Annotated in this window: 15 protein-coding genes and 2 tRNA genes; 5 read left to right on the top strand and 12 right to left on the bottom strand. The window is 35.1% G+C overall.

What is annotated here, in order from left to right:
* Positions 1–77: 77 nt before the first annotated feature.
* Positions 78–1,715 (bottom strand): hypothetical protein, encoded by a 1,638-nt coding sequence (locus GCQ56_RS08280; protein WP_152733991.1) that lies wholly within the window; start codon positions 1,713–1,715, stop codon positions 78–80.
* 697 nt (positions 1,716–2,412) lie between these two features.
* Between GCQ56_RS08280 and GCQ56_RS08275 the strand changes: the two genes are divergently transcribed.
* On the top strand, positions 2,413–2,916 hold the full coding sequence (locus GCQ56_RS08275; protein ID WP_152733990.1) for a DUF6155 family protein: 504 nt from the start codon (positions 2,413–2,415) through the stop codon (positions 2,914–2,916).
* Here the strand turns inward: GCQ56_RS08275 and GCQ56_RS08270 are convergent, their stop codons facing one another.
* From GCQ56_RS08270 to GCQ56_RS08235, 8 genes are all read right to left on the bottom strand, one after another.
* Positions 2,917–3,900 carry a nitronate monooxygenase family protein gene (locus GCQ56_RS08270; protein WP_299993474.1) on the bottom strand — a complete coding sequence of 328 codons (984 nt, stop codon included), beginning with the start codon at positions 3,898–3,900 and terminating at the stop codon, positions 2,917–2,919. It abuts the gene before it with no gap.
* A gap of 76 nt (positions 3,901–3,976) precedes the next feature.
* The gene (locus GCQ56_RS08265) at positions 3,977–4,870 is read right to left on the bottom strand and encodes an alpha/beta hydrolase (protein ID WP_152733988.1); all 894 of its coding nucleotides are present in this window, start codon (positions 4,868–4,870) and stop codon (positions 3,977–3,979) included.
* A gap of 135 nt (positions 4,871–5,005) precedes the next feature.
* Positions 5,006–5,087 (bottom strand) — tRNA-Leu (locus tag GCQ56_RS08260).
* A gap of 229 nt (positions 5,088–5,316) precedes the next feature.
* Positions 5,317–6,642, bottom strand: coding sequence for a Na+/H+ antiporter NhaA (gene nhaA / locus GCQ56_RS08255; RefSeq protein ID WP_152733987.1), 1,326 nt, complete (start codon positions 6,640–6,642; stop codon positions 5,317–5,319).
* Between the two features lie 117 nt (positions 6,643–6,759).
* Positions 6,760–7,413, bottom strand: coding sequence for a response regulator transcription factor (locus GCQ56_RS08250; protein WP_152733986.1), 654 nt, complete (start codon positions 7,411–7,413; stop codon positions 6,760–6,762).
* Positions 7,414–7,418: 5 nt separating this feature from the next.
* Positions 7,419–8,642: a sensor histidine kinase gene (locus GCQ56_RS08245; RefSeq protein WP_152733985.1), complete on the bottom strand. Its 1,224-nt coding sequence runs from the start codon at positions 8,640–8,642 to the stop codon at positions 7,419–7,421.
* A 284-nt stretch (positions 8,643–8,926) separates the two neighbouring features.
* On the bottom strand, positions 8,927–9,880 hold the full coding sequence (locus GCQ56_RS08240; RefSeq protein ID WP_152733984.1) for a universal stress protein: 954 nt from the start codon (positions 9,878–9,880) through the stop codon (positions 8,927–8,929).
* A gap of 10 nt (positions 9,881–9,890) precedes the next feature.
* Positions 9,891–10,718, bottom strand: a complete 828-nt coding sequence (locus GCQ56_RS08235) for a hypothetical protein (protein WP_152733983.1) — start codon at positions 10,716–10,718, stop codon at positions 9,891–9,893.
* Between the two features lie 172 nt (positions 10,719–10,890).
* Between GCQ56_RS08235 and GCQ56_RS08230 the strand changes: the two genes are divergently transcribed.
* Positions 10,891–11,178 carry a hypothetical protein gene (locus GCQ56_RS08230; RefSeq protein WP_152733982.1) on the top strand — a complete coding sequence of 96 codons (288 nt, stop codon included), beginning with the start codon at positions 10,891–10,893 and terminating at the stop codon, positions 11,176–11,178.
* Between the two features lie 143 nt (positions 11,179–11,321).
* Positions 11,322–11,945, top strand: a complete 624-nt coding sequence (locus tag GCQ56_RS08225) for a YqaA family protein (RefSeq protein ID WP_152733981.1) — start codon at positions 11,322–11,324, stop codon at positions 11,943–11,945.
* Positions 11,946–12,264: 319 nt separating this feature from the next.
* Here GCQ56_RS08225 and GCQ56_RS08220 read toward each other — a convergent pair.
* From GCQ56_RS08220 to GCQ56_RS08210, 3 genes are all read right to left on the bottom strand, one after another.
* A tRNA-Leu gene (locus tag GCQ56_RS08220) sits at positions 12,265–12,346 on the bottom strand.
* A 160-nt stretch (positions 12,347–12,506) separates the two neighbouring features.
* A complete protein-coding gene (locus tag GCQ56_RS08215) occupies positions 12,507–12,875 on the bottom strand; it encodes a hypothetical protein (RefSeq protein WP_152733980.1) in 369 nt (122 codons plus the stop codon).
* A gap of 78 nt (positions 12,876–12,953) precedes the next feature.
* The gene (locus tag GCQ56_RS08210) at positions 12,954–13,289 is read right to left on the bottom strand and encodes a DUF6686 family protein (protein WP_152733979.1); all 336 of its coding nucleotides are present in this window, start codon (positions 13,287–13,289) and stop codon (positions 12,954–12,956) included.
* A 697-nt stretch (positions 13,290–13,986) separates the two neighbouring features.
* Here GCQ56_RS08210 and mnmE point away from each other — a divergent pair.
* Together mnmE and GCQ56_RS08200 are read left to right on the top strand one after the other, a co-directional pair.
* Positions 13,987–15,384: a tRNA uridine-5-carboxymethylaminomethyl(34) synthesis GTPase MnmE gene (gene mnmE, locus GCQ56_RS08205; protein ID WP_152733978.1), complete on the top strand. Its 1,398-nt coding sequence runs from the start codon at positions 13,987–13,989 to the stop codon at positions 15,382–15,384.
* 1,452 nt (positions 15,385–16,836) lie between these two features.
* Entirely contained in the window at positions 16,837–17,094 is a 258-nt protein-coding gene (locus tag GCQ56_RS08200) for a hypothetical protein (protein WP_152733977.1), read from the top strand.
* Positions 17,095–17,159: the final 65 nt, after the last annotated feature.

Below are 17,159 nucleotides of genomic sequence, written 5' to 3'. Positions count from 1 at the left end.
AACCACACAAATATCGAAATCCTTGAAAATTTGCAGAAAATAAGAATGTAACATTCTATTTTTCTTTATTAGTTATATTATGGAATAATTGGTGCATCAGATTGAGTTACTGTTGCAGTATTACCATTACCATACTGAAGAACCAAACTACTTTCCATTAATCCTTCCTGATAAACTGTTGCTGTATTGTTTGAACCATCCTGAAGTATTCCTGAATAATTGTAATCTCCATACTGAGTTACTGTAGCTGTATTGTATTCACCATCAAACTGCATAACAACAGATTCATTAAAATTACCAACCTGGAAAATGTCAGCTGATGAAGCAACAACATTTTCTTGCTGAATACCAGAGTAATTACCTTCACCAAATTGATTAACCAAAGCTAAAGTAGCACCACCACCAAATTGGTACGTCTCAGCCATATTGCCAACTCCATTTTGATTTACAACAATTTCATTCTCTCTTCCGTTAATTTGCTCAGAATACGACCAATTGTCATCTCCAGTTTGATAAACAGTTGTCCAATTGCTCGCGCCATCTATCTGAACCATACCAACTGCATTATTATTACCGTCTTGCTTTGAGTAAGCTTCATTATACATTCCATCAACCTGAAGTGCTTCAGCGATATTAAAATCACCAACCTGAACTAAACCTGCCCAGTTGTTATCACCTCTAAATTGTCTGATAAGTGCTTCATTTGCAACTCCAGTTTGTGCAATACCTGCATAATTGTCATTACCATCTTCCTGGTAAGTTTTTGCCCAATTCCAAAGACCTAATTGTCCTATGTAAGCTGAATTTGCTTCTCCACCATACTGTGTTGCATATGCAGTATTTACATCATAGTACTGCTCAATTTCGATATCATTACCTTCACCATACATTTGAGTTGTGAAAGCCCAGTTGTCATATCCTGTTTGCTCAACAAAAGAGCTATTGAATGATCCACCACCTTGATAAACGTCAGCCAAATTCCAGTATCCATCCTGAATAACTCCAGCCCAGTTCGCGTAACCGTAATACTGCTTGATTCTTGCTGCATTGTATTCGCCAAACTGAAGAATACCACCAAAATCAACCATACCGCCCATTTGATCAACTTTTGCCCAGTTGTCATCTCCAAACTGGTTGATTAAAGCCTCTGACCAAAAATTATTGGTTTGCTCAACGTAAGCCTGATTCCAATTTCCAACTTGTAGAACATTTGCAATATCCCAAACACTCATTTGATTTACATATGACTCATTGAAATAACCGTACTGCTCCACATATGCCTCAACCCAAATACTGAAAAATTGATTGATTAAAGAGTAGTTCATTCCTTCCTGAGTAACCATAGCAATATTGTCTTCTCCAAAGACCTGATTGATTTCTGAGTAGTTCAATCCCAACTGATCAACCATTGCAATATTATCAAAAGTAAAAAATTGTGTAACATAGGATGTATTAGAGATATCCTGATTTACAACTGCAATATTTCCAACTCCTAATTGGAAGATTTCTGAATAATTGAGGATACCATTTTGAGTAACTTCAGCAGTATTGTCATCTCCAATCTGTTCTACATCACTCATATTCCATAAGCCAACTTGCTCAACTGCAGCATCGTTTTGAGTTCCACTTTGCTCCACATTCGAATTATTTTGCTGAGCTAAAGTTATACCTGCGGTTAATACCACAGCTAAAAACATAAACATGATTTTTTTCATAATTGAAATTTTAGGTAAAAGTGAATATTTTGATAAAGAATATTATTGGATAATTGTGGTTGTTCGGTTTCACCTAATTCTTTATCTTAATTACATAAAGTTTTTATTCTAATTGAATTTTCATATCGAATTTTACGCTTCTATCTAGAAGAATTTGACAGAAACTTAGAACCAAAATTTGGCTAACTACAAAATTCAAATCAAAAAGCATATCATACAAACTAATGTTAGTAAATATCTTTTTCTGATTTCTTTTTGAACCAATATTTAGTTTCACGATATTGGGAATGTATTAATTATTAATATCCAGGCATAAACGGAAGTATATCCGCTAATAAGAGAGTATTTGGGTTTCCGTATAATTAAAAACATAACTTATTTGTGAGTCATATTTTTTTACACAATTAAAGCTAATGAACTATTTGCTCAATTCTTATGTAATTTACACATAACGACTAAAATTAATGACAAACATTCATATTGATTACATAGGCAGTTGTAAGAGTGCTATTCCCGTTAATTAAAATTAAACAAATAGTTGATTTCAAACGAATTACATACAATACCCCATGCTTTTTTGAATTAAAGATAAAACTCAACTCATACAACTGGTTAGTCCATATTATTGCATAACTTATAATCTATATCAAGGTTAAATCAATTTTGTGTTTTAACTTTGTAAAATAATTCACTACTTATGAGCAAAAGAGATCTTAAATTATACCTACAGGAATTAAATAAAAGACAACTTCAAGAACAAATTGTCGATTTGTATGCACGTTTTAAAGATGTAAAGGAGTTTTATGATTTTGCATTTAATCCAAATGAGAATAAGTTGATGGAGGAATGTAAATTTAAAATTTCTAAAGAGTACTTTCCGGTTAATCGCAGAAAGGCAAAAATGCGTAGATCTGTAGCTCAAAATTACATTCGTCACTTTAAAAGATTGGGTGTGGAAGCTTCCTTAATTGCCGAAGTAATGCTTTATCATATTGAAATAGCCCAAACCTACTCTTCGGAAAAATATGTAAAGCAAGAAGCTTTTTACAAGAGCATGCTTAAATCTTTTAATGAGGCTATAACTTATATCCATGAAAATGGTATCAGAAACGAGTTTGACTCACGTCTACAAAAAATTGCAGATACTGCATTGGAACAAAATTGGATGAATAGCGAAGGGTTTGAAATTGCTATCCGGTAATTACTGGCGAATCAAATCATTTATTATTTCAGAGGTAGATCGAATTTGATGAACGGATTCAATGCTTGGTCCTGCACACCATACATTCTGATATCCAGCCTTAAAAGCAGCTTTTTTTACTTTATTCACCCCTTTCCAGGCTAATATCATTTTCGCATATCTTTTAAATAAACTACTATTATTTACCAGCCATTCTAAAATGGTCATCTTTGTTCCAATTTTTTGAACGTATGGCGTATTTATTACTGTTAATGGACTTCCGGTTAATTTGCTGGTTTTAACAATGTCCTTGCTACCATATTGAATCATGGCAGCTTTGTATTCCTTTGCAATCCTCGATTCTTTACATGCTATAAAAATGGTTCCTACCGAGACTCCAGCAGCTCCCCAGTCCATTACTTCTCTAATTTCTTTAGAGTTGCTGATTCCGCCAGCTGAAATTATCGGCAATTTTGTATTTTCCTTTAATTGCTTAATTAATTCACTAGCACTTAACTGCCCGCAATGTCCACCTGCGCCTGAATTAACTGCAATTAAAGCATCCGCTCCCAAATCTTCGACCTTTTTAGCATATTTTAAGTCTGTTACATCGCAAAACACTTTAATTCCGAGTGGTTGGCATAAATCGATCACTTCTTTGGGACTTCCCAGAGAAGTAATTATATAATCAACATTCAGTTCTAGTAAAGTTCTCAGTTGTGATTTGTACTTGGGATTGCTTCTATTTACTATTAGATTCACTCCAAATGCTTTATCTGAGGCATTTTTAATGTCATTAATCGCATTTCGCAACTCTTTATCCGTTCTATAATTTAGTGCAGGAAATGCGGCTGTACAACCAGAATTTAATGCTGCAATCACCATCTCTGTATTAGATATCAAAAACATTGGAGCTACCAAAATTGGGTGCTCAATATTTAAAATTTCATCCAGAGTTTGAGTATCATTCATTTGAACAACTTTTAAATTCTTATCATTTAAGATACAAAGAATTCTGCTGAAGACACAAGCATTGATAATGCCTCTAATTAAATCTTACTTCCTGTTACTACAAGCTAATCTATTTATTCAGTAAGAATGTGATTGGAATGTGTAATCTCTTACTCCAGGAAGCTTCAGAATGATTTTCACCTTCGAATTCTTTGGTTATCCAATTCGACTTGTCAAATCCATTCTTTTTCATTATTGCATCGACCTTTAATTGAAGAGGTTTATACAAACTATCGAGGGTTTCGGTTCCATAATCGAAATAGATTCGATGATCTTTTGGATTTGGAATATTCTCGTTTAAATATGAATAAAATGCTTCCGGAATTGAATCATTAGTAATTTTTGTATCTCCTGGCCAATGGGTGGATATACAAGCTGCTCCTGAAAATACATTTGGATATTCACAAATGGCATATATGGAAATCAAACCACCCATACTAGAACCTGCAATATAAGTGTTGTTTTGATCTGATAATGTTGAATAGTTGTCATCAATAAAGGGTTTGAGTTCTTCGGTTAAAAACAGTAAATACTCATCTGCCCTAAAATCCCCCATCAAACCATTTTTAAGTTGGGTTTTGAGCTCATCCGAAAGGAAATTTGCTGCCTTTTCAGGAAAATAATCGCTGTGACGATATTGACCCGCATTCCATGGTGCTACTACTATGCATTCCTTTATTTTACCATCCTTAATTAAGCCTGAAATCACTTCATCTACCATCCATTCCTGCTTGTTCCATGTGGTATTGGCATCAAATAACATTTGTCCATCATGCATGTATAAAACAGCATATTTTTTATCTTTTGAATAAGATTCTGGTAACCAGACATCCACATTCCTATTTTCTACATACTTCGATTCAAACTGTTCAAATCTGATGATAGATCCACTTGAAACTTGTGGCATTTGAGAAAATCCACTTAAGGAAATACATAATGTAAGAAGGAATACTAATTTTCGCATGATTCAATTTTAAATTTCAGATGAGCTAAGTTGAGAAGACTTGCACTAAATTCAAAATTTATTGTACGGACAACCTATTTGTTTGGACAGATTAGCAAATAAAAAAAAGGATCAGTAAAATACTGATCCTTTTTGTGCGGATGAAGGGACTCGAACCCCCACGCCCTAAGGCACTAGATCCTAAGTCTAGCGCGGCTACCAATTACGCCACATCCGCGTTGCGTTGATTGCGGTGCAAATATGGGGATTATTTCCATTCCTCCAAAATATTTTGATAAAATAAATTTCACAAACATCAATAAAAACAGGCATTACAGAACAAAACCAACTGATAAACAATTGATTTAACAAGTGAAATAAAATTTAATATTTCTCAAATAAAAATAGCCGAAACAGTGTTTCGGCTATTCAAAAAAACTAATACTGATCTATGAAAAATTATTCGCTCATTTGCGACAAAATAATTTTAGTATTAAAAAGCCAATTACCCCCGATACAAGTGAGGCAATAAGAACTGCGAATTTTGCCAAACTAAGTACTTCTTCATTGGTAAATGCCAGTTGTGATACAAAGAAAGACATGGTAAAACCAATACCTCCTAAGAAACCTATTCCAAGTATTTGCGACCAACAAACTTCAGAAGGAATTTGAGCTAATTTTAATTTAACTCCTACATATGAAAACAAAAAGATTCCCAATGGTTTACCTATAAATAATCCAAAAATAATTCCTAATGAAACAGGTTCTGCGATATCACTTATTAACTTGGCATCAACAATTACACCTGCATTGGCAAAAGCAAACAAAGGAACAATTAAATAAGCTACCCATGGATGAAACAAATGCTCTAATCTATGCAAGGGTGAAATTACCTGATTGCAATTCTCCTCTATCGCATTTACAGAAGACTGAACATGCTTTTCTTCAAACTTTATAATATTATTGGAATTCTCTCCTCCCAATTGTGTTAACAATACCGTATTTGATCGAATAAATTCAAATACATTACGACTGGCTCTTGCCGGAATGGTAAAAGCTAATAAGATTCCTGCTAAGGTAGCGTGTACACCTGATTTCAACATAGCATACCACAGGAATAAACCTAGAATAAGAAAAACCGGAATATTTCGGACTTTCATTAAATTCAAGCACCACAAAACAACATATATACCCCCACCATATAGCAAATACAGCCAATCTATTTCACTTGTATAATACAAGGCAATAACCAGCACCGCACCTATATCATCAACAATTGCAATAGAAGTAAGCAAAAGTTTAAGTGCCAGTGGAATTCGTTTTCCCAATAGCATTAAGATACCCAAAGCAAATGCAATATCGGTAGCCATAGGTATTCCCCAACCATGAGTACCGTTTCCCTGCTGATTGAATATCAAATAGATTAATGCAGGAACAAGCATTCCTCCAATTGCAGCAAATATGGGCAAACTTGCCTTTCTCATGCTTGACAACCCTCCTGTTAATAGCTCTCGCTTAATTTCCAAGCCGACTACAAAGAAGAAAATAGCCATTAGACCGTCATTGATCCAATGCGACAAAGTTTTAGACAATTCCCAGTCTCCAAAATGAAAACCGAAATAGCCTTTCCAGTATGCTAAAAATGAATCACCAAATTCTGAATTCGCCAAGGCAATGGCTAAAATGGTAAAGAACATAAGAACAATTCCACCGAATGCCTCTAAACGCACGAACTCTACCAAAGGATCTTTTATCCTGTCAAATAATCTCTTCTTTTTAATAAATCTAATCATATCTACCTCTCTTCTTTTCTATCTTCATTCAAGCAACGGAGCTTTTAAATGAAATACGAAAATACCGGAAGCAATACGGCTAAACAATGGGGAAATCCCTACTTCGGAATTAGAATTTTAGTCTTTAATTAATCTGTGTTTAAAGGCGTAAATCACCAAATTAACCGTATTGTAAGTTCCTGTTTTCTGAAACAAACTACTTTTGTGTTTTTCGATGGTTTTAGGGCTTAAAAATGTGTTTTCTGCAATCTGCTTGTTCCCAAAACCTTTGCATATCAGTGCCAATACTTCAGACTCTCTATCCGTAAATTTAGGCAATTCGGATTGTTGCTTCTTACGTTTTCGTAAAGTATTTAATTTATCAGATAAGAGAGCTACAATTTCATCGGAGAAATAGTTTCCTCCTGCATTAACCTTTAAGATGGCTTTCTCAAACTCCTCAATTTCTGCACTTTTAAGCATATACCCTTCTACCCCAGCCATGAGCATTTGCTCCAAATAATCATCATCAAGGAAAGTGGTTAGGGCTATTATTTTTAAATCCGGGAAACGCTCAAGCGCTTGCTGACTCGCCTCTACTCCATCTACATGAGGCATGTTAATATCCATAAATATGATATCCGGAGAATGAGAGTCCAACATGCTTAGTAACTCACTACCATTTGATGCTTCTCCTATAACCTCCACATACGAAAAGCTCTGCAGCAGCAGACGAAACCCGTCTCTAAAAATTTTATGGTCATCAACCAATATTACCTTAATCGCTTCCATATGACTTATTTTACTTTGCTAATTTCTACTTGAATTTCAATTGAAAATCCATTACCAGGTGAACTTTTAATACGATATAATCCTCCAATAGAATCGATTCTATCCGTTATATTTTTAAGTCCTGTTCCACTTGAAACATTGTTTTTATCAAATCCTTTTCCATTATCCGAATACTTTAAACAGATAGATTTCTGACCGGATAGTTGAAGTATTGCCTCAGTGGCTGAAGCATGCTTTAAGGTGTTATTTATTAGCTCGTTGCAAATCCGATACAGAATAACTTCTGTACTTTTTTGTGGCTGTCCTGTTAAGTTGGCGGTACCTAATACCAAATTTAATTTCCCGGCATTGTTTATCTTGTCGCAAAGTCGATCGAGGGATTCAACCAGATTGTAGCGATTCAAAACCGATGGGTTTAAATTGTTGATGACCTCTCCCACTGTATCTAGTGCCTGTTTGGATAGTTGTGTAATCTGATTCAATCTTCCGGCAACTATTTCATTCGCTTTAAACTCCTTCTCCAGAATTTTACTGTACATTCCAATGCTCGACAAAAGTGCTCCCAATCCATCATGCAAATCCATTGCAATTCGCTTTCGTTCTCCCTGCTCCACTTTCATGGTATTGCGAACCAGTTGTCTGTTGATTCTAATTAGGGAGTTCATCAAACGAATTATTAAGGCAAGACTCACCAAAAGAATTATAAAAATCCCAAACAAGAGTATAAAGATTTCTCTTTTTAGTCGATAATTGGTTTCGTTAATGTATTGATGCAATGACTTTTCGTAAACGGAGAATTCTGAAGTGAATTCATCGAAGTAAGGAATATGTGAATCCGATTCATCTATCGATTTTCGAATTCTTTCGATATCACCCTTAAGGATGAGCAAATTGTCTAAAAGATTCTTTTCTCCTTCGGAATGGTAGGTTCTCGATTCAGAAATCATTTTCTCGATTTCCTGGATATAAGCATTTGCATTATCCAATCCTGAATTTCGCAAGTCGCTATTATTTTCACCATCAACCTCAAACTTATCATTCAAATAAATTCTGACATTGAAGACTTCTATTTCTATTTTCTCTGAGTTCTCGACCAATTTTACATGGGATTTGTCGAGCTTTGCACTGCTACTGAACGTGTAAAGAATGCCACCAAAAGAGAACAAACTAAAGATGATTAGTATGCCTGCAATTTTTTGTTTGATACGAATGTTTCTTTTGATACTCATAAACAGGTTTGCATTGGATGATTAACAAATTTATAAATATTATTCATCTCTTTTCCGACTTTTGCCTCCTTTTAGAAAATAAATCGAATACTAAATAAACCCACTTTCCATATTAAACTGCACATTTAATATGTTTTTCATTAAAAGTCAAAATGGAAAGCTTCCTTCGTCTAACTATGTTTGCATTATATTATTCTAATCTGGAAGCTTTCCTTAAGAAAATCAAATTGCGTATTCCCCAATATTCAATTATCTGTTATGATTTTCTTACTTGACTCTTATTATCAGTGATTGTTGTTGTATTCCTTTTTCTCGTACATATAAAATGGAATTCTGTCGTTTTTCTTTTGTGAGTTCGCGCCAATAATATCTGTAAAAAACTCTTCGAATTCTATCCCTAAGCTCATTACTGGCACTTTTGAAGATTTTATGATTTCCGACATCATTCTTTCCCCTTCGGTGTCGCTAAATATTAAATCCCTATGTCCTTTTATAAGGATCAGATCCGCCTTGCGATACTTCAATTCCTCCAGGGTGGTGTCTATTCTGCTGCTCATTTCTCTCTCCACAATTTCTACCTTACAGCTCACTCCATCTCTTTCAATCCAGTTTTTCATGATCTGTGTCTTACGGTAAGCCAAACTTCTCTTCAGTTCAATTTTAACCGTAAGAGCTGCTAGTAATTCAATTCTGGCATTAAAAGTTTGTCCCATAAAAATGCACCATTCGATTAAGTCTTTCGATTTTCTGGTGATATCAATGGGAACCAAAATGTCCCTGACGCCCCTATTCGTCCATCTATCGTTTACCGATATTACGGGACATATGGTCTCCCGAACAATTCGTTCTACGCTTTGCCTTTTTAATCTTGATGATAAATTATGAATCCTCTTACCCGAATTAAGAACCAATAAATCAAACCTCTCAGAATTGGCAAAATCAATAATCGATTCTACATGATTCCCAATCTCTACTTTTAAATGAATGTTATTCGGGATTTTACCCTCAAAGAATAATTTGGCAAAGCGTATTAAACGAACCATTCCCCTAGCTTGTAATCTTTTATTTATGTTGGAACGCATTACGCGCAATATGCTTTTATCAGATGGCACAACATGTAAAAGAGTAAGTGTCGATTTCGTCTTTTTGCATAAAAACAGAGCTTGTTTTAATGCTTGCTCACTATCTCCTTTCAAACTTATAGGCACTACTATTTTATAGATATTTCCTGCTCTCATGCTCTTTCAATTAATAAGTTCCGATACTAATCCCCTTGCTTTTCACCAACCAACGATCTAAATAGTTTTTAAGCTTGTTCTGGATTTTCCTGTTGCGGTTTTTATCAAATATCATCAGATTTGGAATTCTCTTTCGTTCGTATTCCCTTATCTGGTTTAAACCATTATCACTACATAGTTTTGAGAAACGTAACTTACTGTTGGTACAGACATTCGACACCAATTTTATTTGCTTCTCTTTCGTTAGCTGAGATATTGTATCATCCTCGAGGCAAACCTGAATGTTGGAATATTGCTTTGCATTTATTTGCTGCAAAACATTTAGTACCTCTGAACTTACCATCTTATTACTGGTCATTAAAAATACATTTGGGATATTGTCCACATAATCGATATCATTTAACAGATAAAGTGGCTGATTCACTTGATCGATTATCTCGGTAAAGCGTGGATTCTTGCTGGTTTCTCCATTTTTGTATTTCGTACTCATAACCAATTGCCATTGGTGATTCAAGTAGGCATCACTTTCGAAAAACTGACTCAATTCACCTTCAACCGAAAGCAAATGAATGTCCTTCTCAAGATCCGGATAGATACTCAACATCTTTCTTTTCAATGCTTTTAACTCGCTATTGGTAATGTTCTGTAAAATGGATGTAAGATCCCGTACCATTGAGCTACCATAAGAAGGTTTCTGCCAGGTTTGAAGAATATAAATTATACTTCCCGGCTGATACAGATGTTCCATTGCAAATCGGGCTGCAGTCCAACCACCTTCCGAGAAATCTGCAAGAATTAAAATGCGATTGTTTGAGTTATTTTTTTCCAGTTTCTGCATGTCTCAATTTTTATTTACAAAAGTATGAGCTGCAGCAATCAAGCGAAACAGGAATCAACCTATATCGTATGGGGGAAAACCCTATTTCCACTAACTTTCCTGTCTAAATAAGAGTTCGACCTATTGTTAAGTGGAATTTTTTGATACATTTGTGTAACGAAGAAAAAAATCAATGAAAAAGTCTTTATTACTACTCCTTCTATCTGTTTTTCTGTTATCGCTTCCGGTGATACAGAATTTTATGCGTGTGGATGGAAAATCGTGCATTGGGCTTATTGATACAAATAACGAAAATTCGGATGTTTCGGATGAAACAGATAAGGAAGAAGCTGAGGAGTTAGACATGTCCAACATACTTTCCAAATTGATGATTCTGAACAACAAATATGGTATTCTCAATAGAATACTGGGCATTGACAATTCTTCTGAAGATATTGACTCGCCTCCCCCAAAGGCTTAAAGTAAAGCATATTACCTACACTATTGATTCCTAATCGAATCTAATCCCCGCAATCAAATTTTTAATGATCAATAGCAAAATGCTATTCTAAATTGGTATGTACATATCATAAAGTGGCAGTTACTGCCTTATTCAAGTATTATATGAAAACACAATTTGAGCGTAAAAATCGCAAGCCACGTGTCTTGCTACTTCATCAGTATTATTCCTATACCGGATTTTACCAGTTTATCATCGAAAGTCTTAAAAAAGTGATTCTTCCCTTTGCGGTTATCATTGGTACACTTTTGTTACTGGATCATTTTGTATTGGATTTAGATAGCTTATTCACCGAGAAAACAAAAGATTATTCTCGATTTGGTGTCTTTTCGCTCTTTTTTGTTTCCGAATCGATATTGGGCTTGATTCCGCCTGAATTGTTCATTGCATGGGTAAAAACATTACCCAATCCGATGGTACACTTGTCTTTTTTAGCGCTACTTTCCTATTTGGGTGGGTGTGTTTCCTACTTTATTGGTAAAGCCATTGTTAAAATTCCCTTCCTGCAAGAGGCATTAGAGGGAAAAATGAAAAAGCATATTGCTCATATAAAGAAATGGGGCGGATTTTTAATTGTTATTGGTGCATTGCTTCCCATTCCTTTTTCTATGGTGAGTATCGCCTCAGGAATGATCAATTTTAGCTTTAAAAGATATCTGATGTTTGGATTGTTCCGTTTTTTACGATTCTACCTTTTTGCTCTAGCTATTTTCAATTTAATGAGTTAAAAATACATCTGGAATGCTATTCAAGATAAAAGAAAGGGAGCCTGAATGGCTCTTTTTTTTTGCTGTAAATTATTGATCGATACGCAATTTGTTTTGCGGATACCTCGTAATGATTACTATTCCGTCGCAGGAAACTTATCCCCTTTATTTCACACTTGCTAGTGCGACGGATGTGAAAATTCGCATTATCCCGAGGTGACAGTCGCTAACGCTCCCTTACCCCGGGCTATAAATATTTGAGCCCTTCAGGCTCTTATTTCAGGACGGGACATAAAAACAAAAAAAAGGATCAACTTTCGTTGATCCTTTTTTGCTCGAGTGCGGATGAAGGGACTCGAACCCCCACGCCCGAAGGCACTAGATCCTAAGTCTAGCGCGGCTACCAATTACGCCACATCCGCGTTGCGTTGATTGCGGTGCAAATATGATACATTTTTCCATTGCCTCCAAATGTTTTGGCATTAAAATAATGTCTGAATGTCGCTATTTATAGCACTTTCAACAACAATTGACTGATTAGCAATACGAAATCTACTTTAAATTTTAGTAAACTTTTTTTCTTTATTTATTCTCCGACTGAAGCTCAATTGGCTCCATTACAAACACGCCAAAACAATCGTGATCGTCGTGACTGTGCCCTACAATCTGATTTTTAGCATTTAAGATTCCTTCCCAGGTATCCAGGTTGTATTCAAAGACCTTTTCACAGTCTAAAAGCTCAACTTTAGTACCTGTAACGCTAAAATTACTACCGTCGAAAGTTCCTTCTACATGTTGTTCTACTCTGAATGGCGTTTCTCCCTCTATTCTTTCGGTATAAACAACAACTCCACTCAACTGATCCTCTTTTTGAGTAAATTCTGCAAATCCTACATCTTTGCCGAAACCAAAATCTTCGTTAAACGACCAACGTCCACTTATATTTTTCATCTTATTCTAAATCTTTACTGAACGGACAAAATTAGAAAAATAGACAGGAAATCCCATAGAAAATAAAAGGTCAATGCACTAATTCAGGCTGTAGTCAATTTTTAATTCACCAAGCGAAACAATGCTCTTATTCAAATTGGAAATGCATAGACGCTTTAAATCCTCCAATTCGCCTGGATGAAGCATGAAGTTGCATCCGCCACCTCCAATGGGAATCACAATCTTTCGTTGATATGGTGAATGAGCATTTTGCTGTAGTGCTGCATCAATACTTATCTCATGGATGTAATCGGCAAACTGAAGGTATTTCTCTTCTGTCGTAAAGTTGATGTTCATATTGTTGAATTCCATATGAATGGACTGGCAGGAATCGCAACGAAACAAGGAGCCATTTGAGGTTCTATTGTAAATCATATTCTTAACTTATTTAGAATGATTACACAAAACTAATTGTATTCTATTCGAGAGGCAATACCAAGATGTGGGGATTTTTGTATCAAAGACAAGCGGCAAGTGGCAAGTGGCAAGCTTCAAGTTCCAAGTAACAAGCTCCAAGTAACAAGCTCCAAGTGGCAAGTGGCAAGTGGCAAGCTTCAAGTAATAAGCTTCTGGAAAAAAGTGAAAAGTTCAAAGGAGAAAGGGATAAGGAGAAAGTGTAAAGTTCAAAGGAGAAAGTATAAAGGAGAAAAGTAAAAGGTCAAAGGAGAAAGTATAAAGGAGAAAGTATAAAGGAGAAAGTGAAAGGAGAAAGTGTAAAGTTCAAAGGAGAAAGGCAAAAGCTTTAAGGATAAAGAAAGTTGAATAATAATGAGCTGTTAGATCTTGCTTTTCAAGATTTCAAACACCAAATCTCAAATTCAAGAAAAAGTAAAAGGGGAAAGTTCAAGGGAGAAAGGGATAAGGAGAAAGGAGAAAGTAAAAAGGAGAAAGGTTAAAGAAAATGGGAGAAAGGCGAAAAGTAAAAGTTCAAAGGAAAAAGCTTTATAGAGAAAAGTGTTGGAATTATTAATTTATCATTCTTCATTTCTAATTCACAAATCTCGCTTATCTTTGTAGATTCAAATTCGGAAGAAGGATCTATCCTCTGCTTCTTATTAATATCACATTGTTTATGATTGATCAATCTACTATATGTGCAATCTCAACTGCTCCCGGTAATGGGGCGATTGCAATTGTGCGCCTCTCAGGAGAAAATGCTATATCTATTTGCGAAAAGGTATTTCATCCGGTTAAGACAAAAAACCTAAACGAACAAAAAGCCAATACAGTGCACTTTGGTACCATTCAGGATGGTGATGAAATTATCGATGAAGTGTTGGTTAGCCTGTTTAAGGCACCTCACTCCTACACTGGTGAAAACAGTATAGAGGTTGCCTGTCATGGTGCGCCATTTATTCAGCATCGAATTTTACAGGTCTTGATTAAGAATGGTGCTCGTACTGCAAATCCTGGAGAATTTACTCAAAGAGCTTTCTTAAATGGTAAAATGGACCTATCGCAAGCCGAAGCTGTGGCCGATTTGATTGCCTCTAATTCTGCGGCTGCTCACAAAGTAGCCTTGCAACAAATGAGAGGTGGATTCTCCAGCGAAATTGCCAATTTACGTGGACGATTACTCAATTTCATCTCTTTGGTTGAATTGGAATTGGATTTTGGTGAGGAAGATGTAGAATTTGCCGATCGTACCCAATTGAACAATCTGGTGAATGAAATCAAATCCTTAATCGAGAAATTGGTAAACTCTTTCGAATTGGGGAATGTGATTAAAAATGGAGTTCCGGTTGCCATTGTTGGAAATACCAATGTTGGAAAATCGACTCTTTTGAATGCCCTTCTAAACGAAGACAGAGCCATCGTTTCTGATATTGAGGGAACCACCCGAGATGTGATTGAGGATACCATTAACCTTGGAGGAATCACCTTCCGATTTATCGATACGGCAGGTATACGAACCACTCAGGATAGAATCGAAAGTATGGGTATTGAACGTACTTATAGCAAGATGAAGCAGGCACAAATTGTAATGCTTTTGGTAGATGCCGACAAAGATATTGATAAGGTAAACGAATCGATTGCTGCGGTTAACAGAACCATAGACCGTGATACTCAGCACCTTGTGATTTGTATCAATAAGATCGATCTGATTGAAAACCCTCAAGAAATTGCAAAAAGACTTGTAGGACTGGAAGTGGAAGATAAAATCTTGTTTATCTCTGCCAAGCAAAAACAAAATATTGATGCCCTAACCAATGAATTGCTAAAATCGGTGAACATGGGTAAGGTAAACGAACAGGATGTAATTGTTACCAACATCCGCCATTTTGAAGCTCTTAAAAATGCCTTAGGAAGCATAGAGAGAGTCTCAAATGGATTGGAAAGCCAAATTCCTACCGATTTCCTTGCTCAGGACATTCGCGAATGCCTGCACTTCCTTGGTGAGATCACTGGTGATATTAGCACTGACGAAGTCTTAGGGAACATCTTTAAGAACTTTTGTATCGGGAAGTAAGCCATATATTATTCAGATAAAGAGACTGTTACACTTTCGAGAATGGAAAATAACAAATTAATAATTAACTATCATCCAACCTTTAACTTACTGATAATATACCTCTTACGATTGCGTTAATTTTTTATTAAAATAAATTACACACAATTTCAGCAACGATTAGTATCTTATTTAGACACTAATTTTTCAAAATGAATATGTAAAGACATCAAATCAAACTGAAATATAATTAGCCATATTTTTAAATTAAAAAGAGACAAGAAGCAATTAGATCGCTTTGTTGAAAATACACTCTTTGCATATGTATGTCATCATGCGATTTGGCATTTCCAACATGACCATTACAGATTAAATGCAATTCACCTTCAACTTAAGAAGCAACTGCGGTAAGAACAGGTTAGTTTCGTAATGGGCAAAAGTGTGTTTAACGTCAGTAAAAAGTGAAGTTTTTTAATAACAGATATTCCTTCAAAATTAATTTATTCAATTTAATTCTCAGAAGTTAATCCAATAGCTATAATTTACAATACAATTTCACTAATAGTGGTAATTTCAAATTAACCATCACACATGAATAAATTTTACATAAATAGATTAACTATGTCTTTACTACATAAAATTTTGGTCTTATAATTGTTCATCAATTGATAAATTTCGAATAAATTTGATAAAGGGATTTAGTAATTCAGAAGTGCCAATAAATCATTTTGAAGTACAACTAATAAAATCGCAACAAAGCACTACTGCACTGCTACATACGCCACCTTCCAGAACTTATTCACTACTCAATCACCACAACAAATTCATTGATCTTTTGTTAAATTTTATATCGAGAAAATGATAAGAATTTCCATTGGTGTTTATTAATATTAGTAAGAACTCAATTATGGTCAGACCAGGTAATATTTTTGAAAGGAAAGTACTGCAAATACATTAATACTTTATTCAGAAGAAGTAAAGTATCCAAAAATGAAAGTACACGAAAAGAATTCATTCAAATATTGAATTATTTCGATTTGGATTTAGCTTTATCACAAGTTCAGGAATTTCAACTCAACTCTATATACAACTCATTTTAAAACAATTAATCCAATCTTGATATTATTAAGGGTATGAGGATCAACTTCAATCCCATACCCTTAAAAAATATGAATCTTGTACGTTGCTAGATGCCATGTCTCTTCTAGTTGTCACAACTTGAATATTTTCTTACACCTAATTACCAATATCCTCTTCAATAATTAACCTGATAACCAGATCTTCAGCTTCTTCTGCAACTTCTTCCTCTTCCACTATTGGCTCTTCGTCCTTTTACTTTCACCACAACGTGGAATGGGCAGAGGTAGAAATCATCTTTTCTCGTAGTTTTACCAGAAGACCATCCTACGGCAAAAATACTACTTCAGTCCATTCTGATATTTTATATTCATTTTCCAAAAGAACCTAGTGTAAATGGAAGAAGATCAGAATTACCTGAGAATTTTTCAGCTGAGTGTACAGGGAAAAATCAGACTCATCATTCCAAACCAAAAAGTTGAACTCTCTCCCATCATCACTGAGCTAAGCAATCAAATCACAAGACTGGAATCCAGACTTATCAGTAATGATACAGACAAAAGGATAACCAGAGAAAAGCTTAGGGGAAGAGTTGAGGGATTAAAGGCGGCGATATTTGAGATAAAAGACTATTTGAAATCCAAACACCTCTAATATTCAAAAATTAATAATCTGATCAATACGGAATTTAACTTTAGTAAACAAACCTACTTAGTTGC

This window comes from Marinifilum sp. N1E240 (genome assembly GCF_009295825.1).
Lineage (GTDB): Bacteria > Bacteroidota > Bacteroidia > Bacteroidales > Marinifilaceae > Marinifilum_A > Marinifilum_A sediminis.
Note: the sequence above shows the minus strand (reverse complement) of the source record. Positions and strands in the feature narration are given on the sequence as shown.

Excerpts from the sequence above, each read along its gene's own strand:
- GCQ56_RS08280 (WP_152733991.1), bottom strand. The coding sequence starts at position 1,715 with ATGAAAAAAATCATGTTTATGTTTTTAGCTGTGGTATTAACCGCAGGT.
- GCQ56_RS08275 (WP_152733990.1), top strand. The coding sequence starts at position 2,413 with ATGAGCAAAAGAGATCTTAAATTATACCTACAGGAATTAAATAAAAGA.
- GCQ56_RS08265 (WP_152733988.1), bottom strand. The coding sequence starts at position 4,870 with ATGCGAAAATTAGTATTCCTTCTTACATTATGTATTTCCTTAAGTGGA.
- nhaA (WP_152733987.1), bottom strand. The coding sequence starts at position 6,642 with ATGATTAGATTTATTAAAAAGAAGAGATTATTTGACAGGATAAAAGAT.
- GCQ56_RS08250 (WP_152733986.1), bottom strand. The coding sequence starts at position 7,413 with ATGGAAGCGATTAAGGTAATATTGGTTGATGACCATAAAATTTTTAGA.
- GCQ56_RS08245 (WP_152733985.1), bottom strand. The coding sequence starts at position 8,642 with ATGAGTATCAAAAGAAACATTCGTATCAAACAAAAAATTGCAGGCATA.
- GCQ56_RS08240 (WP_152733984.1), bottom strand. The coding sequence starts at position 9,880 with ATGAGAGCAGGAAATATCTATAAAATAGTAGTGCCTATAAGTTTGAAA.
- GCQ56_RS08235 (WP_152733983.1), bottom strand. The coding sequence starts at position 10,718 with ATGCAGAAACTGGAAAAAAATAACTCAAACAATCGCATTTTAATTCTT.
- GCQ56_RS08230 (WP_152733982.1), top strand. The coding sequence starts at position 10,891 with ATGAAAAAGTCTTTATTACTACTCCTTCTATCTGTTTTTCTGTTATCG.
- GCQ56_RS08225 (WP_152733981.1), top strand. The coding sequence starts at position 11,322 with ATGAAAACACAATTTGAGCGTAAAAATCGCAAGCCACGTGTCTTGCTA.
- GCQ56_RS08215 (WP_152733980.1), bottom strand. The coding sequence starts at position 12,875 with ATGAAAAATATAAGTGGACGTTGGTCGTTTAACGAAGATTTTGGTTTC.
- GCQ56_RS08210 (WP_152733979.1), bottom strand. The coding sequence starts at position 13,289 with ATGATTTACAATAGAACCTCAAATGGCTCCTTGTTTCGTTGCGATTCC.
- mnmE (WP_152733978.1), top strand. The coding sequence starts at position 13,987 with ATGATTGATCAATCTACTATATGTGCAATCTCAACTGCTCCCGGTAAT.
- GCQ56_RS08200 (WP_152733977.1), top strand. The coding sequence starts at position 16,837 with ATGGAAGAAGATCAGAATTACCTGAGAATTTTTCAGCTGAGTGTACAG.